Genomic DNA, 9,438 nt, shown 5'->3' on the forward strand with positions numbered 1-9,438 from the left:
CGGAGGAAAGGCTGGAGGCTGCTCTTAAGATTGCGGGGGAAACCTTCAGAAAGACAACATTAACAGTTAAGGATATAGAGAAGGCTGTTAAAAAGGTGAGGAAAAAAGCCTACGAAGAAACGTAAAGATAGGGTAGTTGTTGATACTGGGGTGCTCATATCCGCCTTTGCCTTCGGAGGCATTCCTGAAAATGCAATCAAAAAGGCATTTACCGAGACTGAGGTATGGGTTTCTCCACAACTCCTTAAAGAATATAGGGATACACCAATTGAACTTGAGGCTGAGGGCAAGATAACCCATGTTCAATTGAGGTCACTCCTTTCTGGTATCGCCTCATTTGTTGTTAATGCCAAGGTGGTTGTTCCGGAAAAGAGTTTGTCACTTTGTAGAGATAAAGAAGATAATATGATCCTTGAATGCTGCTTTGCTGCTGGTGCTGATTTTTTGGTTACTGGAGATAAAGATCTCCTTGAGATAGATGAAACCGCATTGAAGACTGAGTTATCCAAATTAAGGATAGTTTCTCCAAGATCCTTTCTTGAACATAAAAAATAAGACCTTTAGGTGTTGTAGTTTTTATGAAATAGACCAAAAAATCAGGTAAGTCCTCCAAACCTGGCAACAGAAGCGATATGAAGGGTCAAGTCAGGTAACAAGGAAGCTTCTTGAATTCTGGCAATGCCAGCGGGAGTTTCTTGGCCCCCAATCGAGGTGTAAAGAGATCATGTATCTTGTAGAGACCAAGGGGATGGAAGGGGTAAAGGTGCCCATTTTTTGCTTCGCAAAAACTTCTTTTCGACTCCCCTCGAGGTCGATTTTTTCAGGATGAAATGAGGAACACGGGTATATTCTTTCATCCCCTCATGTCAGAAGGGGATTGGCCCATCATCGGGAACAAGTTCAGGGGCTTCCCCCAGGCCTTGGGGGATGTCCTTGAACTGCCCAACGTTACGCTCTATACCTCTGAGCCGGTCCAAGAGGAGCTCTTACTCAAGGTCCACACCCCCTCACTCCTGAGCAGGGTGAAAGATGCCTGGTACTACCAGGGTGCCCTGCGGGCGGTGGGGGGGTGTGTAGCCGCTGCACAGGGGATAGCAGAGGGTCGCCTGAAAAACGCCCTGGTCTTTTCCGTCGCGGCTGGTCATCATGCCAGTCCTTCCTCGGCATGGGGAGGGACGTATCTTTCCTGCACGGGTCCAACGGTAGTCCATCTGCGCGAAAGGTACGGTTGGAAAAGGGTTGCTATAATCGATACCGACTGCCATCACGGAGATGGGACGAGGGCGGTCTTTGAAAAAGACAAAGATGTTTTACATGTCTGTTTTTGCGACATTGACTGGGTATCCGAGGACGGCACCAAGTTCGATGTAGATGTGGGTTGGAGGACCAGTGACCAGGAGTACCTGCAGCGAGTAAAGGAAGAGTTTGAACCCCGAGTGAGAGAGTTTCACCCCCAACTGATCTTTCATAACTTCGGACACGATACCTGTCAGGGGGACTATGGCGATCGCGGCCTCACCCCTGACTTTTTTCCCGTCTTGGCAAAGATGATAAAGGATGTGGCGGACCAGATCTGTGGCGGGGGGTATATCGTGATCACCCATGGGGGAGCCCGCGCAGATGTGGCAAAGCGGATCTTCCCTGAGATTGCCCGCATCTTGGCCTCATGAAGAACACGGCCATCATATTGGGGGCAGGGGCAGGCAAAAGGTTCAAGAGGGAGATCCCCAAGCAATTTCTCCTTTTGAGCGGGAGGCCCATTATCGTCCACACAGTAGAGGCCTTTCAGCGTTCCCCCTCCATTGATACCATCTTGGTGGTGGTACCCAAAGGATGGGTTCAGAGGTGCACCGCGGACCTAAAGCCCTACGCAGTCCATAAGGTAGAAGGGATAATTACCGGGGCGGAGACTAGGCAGCTATCCTGCTGGCAGGCCCTGCAATACCTGAAGGATGATTCACCTCAGATAGTCGTCGTGCATGATGCCGTCCGCCCCCTGGTGACCGAGGAGATGGTTAAGGTGGCCGTCCAGGAAGGTCGTGAGGGGATGACCTTCGGACTGCGGGCTGTGGACACCTTGGTGGAATGCCTAGATGGGAAGATCGTCAGAGTACTCCCTCGTGAACAGATATATCAGATCCAGACCCCGCAATCCTTTCCCTTCCGCATCCTGTGGGATGCCCACCTCAAGGCCCTGGAGGCAGGGATCAGGGGGGCCAGCGACGATGCCGGGTTGGTGCTGAAGGCGGGATATAAGGTAAAGATAATAGCAGGAGATCCACGCAACGCAAAGATCACGGGCCCGGTTGATCTGGAGCTGGCGGAGCGCCTGCTTCAACAGAGGTAAGCTTTACTTCCCCCCCCCATTTTGCTACCATTTACTGTGAAATATTATGGTAAGGGGAGATGTTCAAGGCTATTTAGCCCACGGTATTTTCGGCCTTTCTTCAGGGGGCTTCACCCCCTGAAACCCCACTAAGGAATTTTCTCTTTTTGGGGGTTCAAGGGGTCAAGGATTCCAGTGATCAATCTTCAATCGGGATTTAAGGGTTCAAGGGGTTTGTCTTACACTAGAACCCTGGGCCCCTAGACCCCTGGAACTCTATAATTTGAATCCTTGAATCCCTTTTTGGGAAATGGTATTTTCATGGGAGGGAGTTAAAGCAAACCCTCAAGAAGTTTTGGAGGTTGCCGTGAAGAAGGATCTCACCCCCATGATGAGACAATACCTGCGGATAAAGGGGGAATATCAGGATTGTATCCTCTTCTTCCGGATGGGGGATTTTTACGAGATGTTTTTCGAAGATGCCAAGATCGCCTCCAAGGTCTTAGAGATAGCCCTTACCTCCAGGGAAAAAGGAGATAGAGAGAAGATCCCCCTATGTGGAGTTCCTTGTCATGCTGCTGCCCCGTACATCGGCAAGTTGATCGAGAAGGGCTACAAGGTGGCCATCTGCGAACAAGTGAGCGATGCCAGGGGCTCAAAAGGGCTGGTGGAAAGGGAGGTTACCCAGGTGATCACCCCAGGGATGGTGGTGGAGGGGGAAACCCTCAAGGAAAAGGAGAATAACTTTTTGATGAGCCTTTGCCCGGGAGAAAGGGGTTACGGCCTCGCCTTTCTAGACCTCTCCACAGGCGAGTTCAAGGGGTGCCGGGTAAATGGAGAGGGGCTCCTCCTGAGTGAGGTGACAAAGAACAGGCCACAAGAGGCCGTTGCCCCTGAAGAATTAAAGGATGAGGGGCTCCTGGACGATCTGAAAAGGGAGTTCCCCTCGATGGTGGTGAATTATTTACCCGATTTCTACTATCAACCTGGGGCAGAGGCCGGTTCAACGGGTGACTTCATGGGGGAATTGATCCCTTCATGGGTGATGGAGGAGCCCTTCCATGCTGCTGCTGCTGCCTTGCATTATGTCTATAAGAACCAGAAGACCGATGTAGGACATATCAGGCCCCTGTCCCTCTACAGGGTAGAGGATTACTTGATCTTGGATGAGACGACGCAGAGGAACCTCGAGCTGTTCACTTCTCTGGGGGGCAGGGGGAAGAGGGGTACCCTCCTAGAGGTCTTGGATGAGACGATCACCGCCATGGGGGGCAGGAGTCTGAGGGGGTGGCTCTCCTATCCCCTCATGGATGTAGGGAAGATCGAGAAGCGGCTGGAGGCCGTTGCCCAGCTCAAAGAGATCCCTTTGGCGCGGGCCGAGCTCAGGGAACTCCTAGAGGATGTCTATGATCTGGAGAGGCTCAACGCCAGGGTGACGATGGGGAGATCCAACCCCCGGGATCTGGTTGCCCTGAAGACTACCTTGAAGGTGATTCCAAATATAAAAGAGCAATTAGCGGACTTTACCTCTCCCTTGTTGAAGGAGATCAGGGGAGATTTGGACGAATTGGGGGAGGTGGTCGAATGGATAGAAGATGCCATCGTTGAGGACCCACCCCTCACCCTCATTGAGGGGGGGATCATCAGGGACGGATATGACAAGGAGCTCGATGAGCTGAGGGGGATAAGCCGAGATGGCAAAGGGTGGATTGCCCGATTGGAAGTTCAGGAACGCCAGCGCACAGGGATCTCCTCCCTAAAGGTGAGGTACAATCAGGTCTTCGGATACTATATTGAGGTCACCAGGGCCAACCTGAATCTGGTCCCTGAGAATTACATACGTAAGCAGACCCTGACCAATGCCGAAAGGTTTATCACCCCCCAGCTGAAGGAGTACGAGAGCAAGGTCTTGGGTGCAGAGGAGAAGATCAAATCCTTGGAGTACGAGCTCTTCCGCCACCTCCGGGAGCGGGTGGCAGGACAGAACCGGAGAATTCAGGGCACAGCCTCTGCCCTGGCTACCCTCGATGCCCTCCTATCCTTGGCTGAGGTGGCGGACAAGTATGGATATAACAGGCCTCGGATCACAGAGGAGGATGAGATCGTCATCCTCGAGGGGAGACATCCGGTCGTCGAACGGATGGGTCAGCTCGAGCCCTTTGTCCCTAACGACGCCCGCCTGAACTGTGGGGAGAACCAACTGATCATAATCACCGGCCCCAACATGGCAGGCAAGTCCACCTATATCCGGCAGGTGGCCCTCATCGTCCTGATGGCCCAGCTAGGAGGATTTGTACCCGCCAAGGAGGCAGCCATCGGCTTGGTGGATAGGATCTTCACCCGGGTAGGGGCCTCGGACAATCTGGCCATGGGGGAGAGCACCTTTATGGTGGAGATGAGGGAGACAGCGGGTATATTGAAGGAGACAACACCCAGGAGTTTGGTGATATTGGACGAGATAGGCAGGGGCACCAGTACCTTTGATGGCCTCAGCATCGCCTGGGCAGTGGCGGAATACCTGTACGATAAAAAAGGCCCCAAGGTCCTCTTTGCCACCCATTATCATGAGCTTACCGAGCTGGCCATGACCAAACCCAGGGTGAGGAATTACAATGTAGCGGTGAGTGAGTGGAACGGGGAGATCATCTTCCTCAGGAGGATAGTGGAGGGGGGGACGAGTCGCAGCTATGGTATCCAGGTGGCCAGGCTGGCCGGCCTGCCCGAGGAGGTGGTGGAACGGGCCAAGGAGGTACTGGCCAATTTGGAAAAGGGGGAGTTGGATGAGAAGGGCTTACCCAGGCTAGCCCGGTCCAAGGGGAGAGGGGGAGATCAAGAGAGGGGTCAGTTGAGCCTCTTGGGGGGAAAGTATGGTCTGTTATACAGAAAGCTTAAAGGGATCGATCCCGATCGCTTGACCCCTTTAGAGGCCCTTCATCTCCTATATCAATGGAAAAAGATGGTGGAAGAGGGGGATTGAAGCCGACGGATTTTGCCCTGACCAGAAAAAAGATGGTCCAAGAGCAGCTTGTGGCCAGGAGGATAAAGGATGAGAGGGTCCTGAGGGCCATGGTGAAGGTCCCTCGACATATCTTTTTGGGAGAGGGGTTTTGGCCTCAGGCCTATGGCGATTTCCCCTTGCCCATAGGAGAGGGACAAACCATCTCTCAACCTTATATTGTGGCCCTGATGACCGAGGCCTTGGAGCTGAGGGGTGATGAAAAGGTCTTGGAGATCGGGACCGGCTCCGGATACCAGGCGGCCATCTTGGCGGAGCTGGCGGAGAGGGTCTTCACCATAGAGCGAATTAGCTCTCTGGCAGCCAGGGCCAGGAGGATCTTGGATGAGCTGGGTTATCCCAATGTCCTGATAAAGGTTTCTGATGGTACTTATGGGTGGGAGGAAGAGGCCCCTTTTGATGGGATCATCGTCACCGCCGGGGCCCCTGAGGTCCCGCAAACCCTTTTGCGGCAGCTGAAAACAGGGGGTAGGCTGGTGGTACCTGTGGGGGATGAATACTCTCAAATCCTCCTCAGGTTGGTGAGAAAGGAGAAGGGGTACAAGGAGGATGATTTGGGGGGGTGCCGGTTTGTGAAGTTGATCGGAGATCATGGATGGAAGGCAGAAAGGTAAAGGGACAGATAGGGGTCATCGGCGCAGGAAAGTGCCCTTCAGAGGTCTACGAGATCGCCCGGGAGGTAGGTGGTGAGATCGCCAGAAGGGGGTTTTCCTTGGTCTGCGGTGGTCTGGGAGGGGTGATGGAGGCGGCCTGCCGCGGGGCCAAGGAGGCAGGGGGTACTACCATCGGCATCCTACCCACCAGCAACAGGATGGACGCCAACCCATACGTCGATCTGGTCATACCCACGGGTCTGGGTCACGCCAGGAACATCCTCGTTGTCCAGGCCTCAGATGCACTGGTGGCCATCGATGGGGGGGCCGGAACCCTCTCAGAGATTGCCATTGCCCTCAAAGTGGGAAAGCCCATTGTGGGGATCAGGACCTGGAAGCTAGAGGGTAAAGTCCCTCTGGTAGAGGGGGGGCGGGAAGCAGTGGGCATGCTTATTAACATGCTTTAATGATGAGGTTTATCCCTGTCTTCTTGGTCGTCCTTTTGGTCTTTTCTAGTGGGTGTCGGCACCACAGGGGTGTCTACCGTGGTGTCCAGCATGGCGTTTACCACACGGTAGAACGCCATCAGACCCTCTGGCGGATATGTAAGACCTATGGGGTTGATATGGACAAGGTGGCCAGAATAAACAGGATCAAGGATAAGAATAAGATAGAGGTGGGACAGCGGATCTTTATCCCCGGGGCCAAAAAGGCCTTGAAGGTGGATGTCTATATAGAAGATGTCACCGCTAGGAGGAGACCACCGGCGGTGAGATATGGGAAAGGGAGGTTTATATGGCCGGTAGAGGGGAAGGTGACAGCCAAGTTCGTTATGGATGGGCAAAGGAGGCATGATGGAATAGATATTTGTGCCTCTTTAGGCACCCCTATAAGGGCAGCGGATAGCGGCAGGGTGGTTTACAGCGATAATAAGATGAGGGGATATGGGAACCTCCTTATCATCGAGCACAAAGACAGTTTCTTTACCATCTATGCCCACAACCAGGCAAATTTGGTGAAGGAAGAGGTGTGGGTCAAGAGGGGTGAGGTCATCGCCAATGTTGGAGAAACGGGTAATGCCACGGGTCCTCACCTCCATTTTGAGATCCGTAAGGGGAGTAAGCCCCTGGATCCTTTGCGTTTTCTGCCCTAGGGAAGGGTAATCATGAAGGTAGAGGAAGAGGTCATTGGGGCAGAAGAAGAGGAGATCTATCCTGAGGAAGGATCCCTCGATTCCCTGCGCTTGTACTTTCAGGACATAAGGGCAGCCAAGCTTCTCACCCCGGAGGAGGAACGGGGGCTGGCCCTCCGGATAGTGCAAGGAGATGAAGGGGCGAGGAAGAGGATGATCGAGTCCAATCTGAGGTTGGTGGTCAAGGTGGCCAAGAGGTATATAGGGCAAGGTCTTCCCCTGCTGGACTTGATCGAAGAGGGTAATATCGGGCTCATTAAGGCGGTAGAGAAATTTAAGCCGGAGAAGAACTGTCGTTTTTCCACCTATGCAATCCTCTGGATCAGGCAATCCATTGAGAGGGCCTTGGTGAGCCAGACAAGGACTGTGAAACTCCCCGCCCATGTGGCCGGAGATATGAAGAGGATGATCCGCGTCACCCGCTCATTAACGCAGAGATTGGGTAGTGAGCCCCTCCTCCAAGAGGTGTCAGAGGAGATGGGGGTGGAAGTGGGCTATGTGAATCGTTTGATGATGGCTGTGCGCAAGGCCACCTCCATCGAGACTCCATTAAATGAAGAGGAAGATTATCATCTGGCGGATATCCTAAAGGTGGAGGGGCAACCGGGCCCCTTTTCCATCACCGAACATATAGAGCTCTTTAAGCTGATCAGCTCTTGGTTGGACCTCTTGTCCCCTCAGGAGAAGGCGGTGATCGATCTCCGTTTTGGCCTGAGGGATGGTGAACCCAAGACCTTGGAGGCCATCGGTGAGATTTTTAAGGTCACCAGGGAGCGCATTCGGCAGATCGAGGTTAAGGCCCTCCAGCGCCTGCGCAAGGTGATGGAGGAGAAGGATGTGATTTTGTTGGATGATATGAAGGTCTGAAGTTAACTCCACGAGCTTGACACAGGGGTTTGATGGTGTTAAAGATTGAAAAAACACAGTAAGGAGTGCCCCCGTAGCTCAGGTGGATAGAGCACAGGATTCCTAATCCTGGTGTCGCAGGTTCGAGTCCTGCCGGGGGCGCTTTTAATTTGAAGTAGTTGCAAACCTTGGCGGGGCAAAACCCTGGGGGCAAAAAAATCCGCCTTCCCCTCCAAGGGGAGGAAAGCGGATAAGACGGGGGGTGAGGAGTTTAGAAAATCTCCAGAATTTTTTCCTTAAAAGGTGCTATATCTTGCTCGATTTGCTTGAGGCGTTTTCTCATGGTGCGGGCGGCTTCTTCGTTCCTGCCTTATAGAGAACCTCTTTTCCACCACTAAGGTCATAACATCATAATATTCGTTATTTCGAAGGATAAAGTCCCTTAATAGCTTAAGTTTCTGTTGGTCAAATTCATCTTGGCATCTTGTTAAAATCCGCCTCACACAATCATCATCCAATCTACAGTAGGAAACTAAAGGGGTATCACCTTCGGCAGACACCTCAAGGGTTTCAGGATTTAACCTTTCAGCCTCCTTTTGGATGGCCTTTATAAACTTATCTACCTTTTCCTCAGAAATACAAAACCCTTTTTCCATTCGGATCTGCCTTTTTATGGCCTCAGTTTGCACTTGGACCTTTTCATTTTTTATCTCTATTCTTCCCTTTATAATCTTATAAGCGAAAGGGTTATCGATCTTGTTACGCCACATTTGTACCAAGAATCTTTTATTACCATTACTAGCTTCAAAATAGCATGTTTTCATCGGCTCTATATAAGGTTTATCGCTTATAGGAGGAGTTACAGGAGTCAACTCTTCCATTTCATGTCCTTTATGTCTATGTAAAAACGCCTCTCTGTCGTTCATTTCTATCTCTTTAATTTCTCCACTATTCCATATATACTCAGGATAAGAGTCCCATTCCGTCATATTCATTACTTCATTACATTTTATGCATCGGACTAATTTCCCCATCATTTTTTCTTCATCTCCTTTGAAAAGACATCAACCAGTTCCCTATCAAATTGAGAGCTGGAGTTCCTTTTAAGTTCAAGCATTGCATCACCCTTACTCAATGGGGCCCTATAGGGCCTGCCCACTGTCATGGCATCATAGGAATCTGCAATGGCTATGATGCGGGCAAAAAGGGGTATCTGTTTACCCATCAATCCTTCAGGATAACCCTTTCCATCGAACCTTTCATGATGATGCTTGATGCCTGCAATCACTTCATAGGGAAGTTTTAATGGGGCTACAATTTTTACCCCCTTTATTGGGTGTTCTCTTATGGCAGCCCACTCGTCCTCATCCAATGGGCCATCTTTGAAAATATAGGTGTTGGTAATGCCTACCTTTCCTATATCGTGAAGATAGGCACTAATTTGAAGATCCCTCTTCTCAGTTTG

General features: G+C 51.5%; 9 protein-coding genes, 1 tRNA gene and 1 pseudogene. 9 read left to right on the forward strand and 2 right to left on the reverse strand.

From position 1 onward, the window contains the following. Positions 1–129: 129 nt before the first annotated feature. From JRI46_11185 to JRI46_11225, 9 genes and pseudogenes are all read left to right on the forward strand, one after another. Positions 130–555, forward strand: a pseudogene (locus JRI46_11185) (putative toxin-antitoxin system toxin component, PIN family). Between the two features lie 275 nt (positions 556–830). Then, positions 831–1,670 carry a histone deacetylase gene (locus tag JRI46_11190; GenBank protein MBW2040132.1) on the forward strand — a complete coding sequence of 280 codons (840 nt, stop codon included), beginning with the start codon at positions 831–833 and terminating at the stop codon, positions 1,668–1,670. Further along, the gene (ispD, locus tag JRI46_11195; protein ID MBW2040133.1) at positions 1,667–2,347 is read left to right on the forward strand and encodes a 2-C-methyl-D-erythritol 4-phosphate cytidylyltransferase; all 681 of its coding nucleotides are present in this window, start codon (positions 1,667–1,669) and stop codon (positions 2,345–2,347) included. The genes JRI46_11190 and ispD overlap by 4 nt, the downstream gene beginning before the upstream one ends. Before the next feature lie 289 nt (positions 2,348–2,636). Continuing rightward, positions 2,637–5,303 carry a DNA mismatch repair protein MutS gene (gene mutS / locus JRI46_11200; protein ID MBW2040134.1) on the forward strand — a complete coding sequence of 889 codons (2,667 nt, stop codon included), beginning with the start codon at positions 2,637–2,639 and terminating at the stop codon, positions 5,301–5,303. Then, a complete protein-coding gene (locus JRI46_11205) occupies positions 5,273–5,956 on the forward strand; it encodes a protein-L-isoaspartate(D-aspartate) O-methyltransferase (protein MBW2040135.1) in 684 nt (227 codons plus the stop codon). Before mutS ends, JRI46_11205 begins: the two co-directional genes overlap by 31 nt. Continuing rightward, positions 5,938–6,402, forward strand: a complete 465-nt coding sequence (locus JRI46_11210; protein ID MBW2040136.1) for a TIGR00725 family protein — start codon at positions 5,938–5,940, stop codon at positions 6,400–6,402. The genes JRI46_11205 and JRI46_11210 overlap by 19 nt, the downstream gene beginning before the upstream one ends. Further along, the gene (locus JRI46_11215; GenBank protein MBW2040137.1) at positions 6,402–7,088 is read left to right on the forward strand and encodes a M23 family metallopeptidase; all 687 of its coding nucleotides are present in this window, start codon (positions 6,402–6,404) and stop codon (positions 7,086–7,088) included. Before JRI46_11210 ends, JRI46_11215 begins: the two co-directional genes overlap by 1 nt. A 12-nt stretch (positions 7,089–7,100) precedes the next feature. Continuing rightward, positions 7,101–7,994 carry a sigma-70 family RNA polymerase sigma factor gene (locus tag JRI46_11220; protein ID MBW2040138.1) on the forward strand — a complete coding sequence of 298 codons (894 nt, stop codon included), beginning with the start codon at positions 7,101–7,103 and terminating at the stop codon, positions 7,992–7,994. Between the two features lie 67 nt (positions 7,995–8,061). Further along, positions 8,062–8,135 (forward strand) — tRNA-Arg (locus JRI46_11225). A gap of 134 nt (positions 8,136–8,269) precedes the next feature. On the opposite strand, the gene JRI46_11230 is transcribed toward JRI46_11225, so the two are convergent. Both JRI46_11230 and JRI46_11235 read right to left on the reverse strand, forming a co-directional pair. Beyond that, a complete protein-coding gene (locus tag JRI46_11230; GenBank protein ID MBW2040139.1) occupies positions 8,270–9,010 on the reverse strand; it encodes a hypothetical protein in 741 nt (246 codons plus the stop codon). Then, on the reverse strand, positions 9,007–9,438 hold a 432-nt coding region (locus JRI46_11235; GenBank protein MBW2040140.1), incomplete at its 5' end, for an HD domain-containing protein. The genes JRI46_11235 and JRI46_11230, both read right to left, overlap by 4 nt.

This window comes from Deltaproteobacteria bacterium, from assembly GCA_019308925.1.
Lineage (GTDB): Bacteria > Desulfobacterota > B13-G15 > B13-G15 > RBG-16-54-18 > JAFDHG01.

Bases quoted from the DNA above. Each gene is read 5' to 3' on its own strand.
- JRI46_11190 (MBW2040132.1), top strand. From the start codon at position 831: ATGAGGAACACGGGTATATTCTTTCATCCCCTCATGTCAGAAGGGGAT.
- ispD (MBW2040133.1), top strand. From the start codon at position 1,667: ATGAAGAACACGGCCATCATATTGGGGGCAGGGGCAGGCAAAAGGTTC.
- mutS (MBW2040134.1), top strand. From the start codon at position 2,637: ATGGTATTTTCATGGGAGGGAGTTAAAGCAAACCCTCAAGAAGTTTTG.
- JRI46_11205 (MBW2040135.1), top strand. From the start codon at position 5,273: ATGGAAAAAGATGGTGGAAGAGGGGGATTGAAGCCGACGGATTTTGCC.
- JRI46_11210 (MBW2040136.1), top strand. From the start codon at position 5,938: ATGGAAGGCAGAAAGGTAAAGGGACAGATAGGGGTCATCGGCGCAGGA.
- JRI46_11215 (MBW2040137.1), top strand. From the start codon at position 6,402: ATGATGAGGTTTATCCCTGTCTTCTTGGTCGTCCTTTTGGTCTTTTCT.
- JRI46_11220 (MBW2040138.1), top strand. From the start codon at position 7,101: ATGAAGGTAGAGGAAGAGGTCATTGGGGCAGAAGAAGAGGAGATCTAT.
- JRI46_11230 (MBW2040139.1), bottom strand. From the start codon at position 9,010: ATGATGGGGAAATTAGTCCGATGCATAAAATGTAATGAAGTAATGAAT.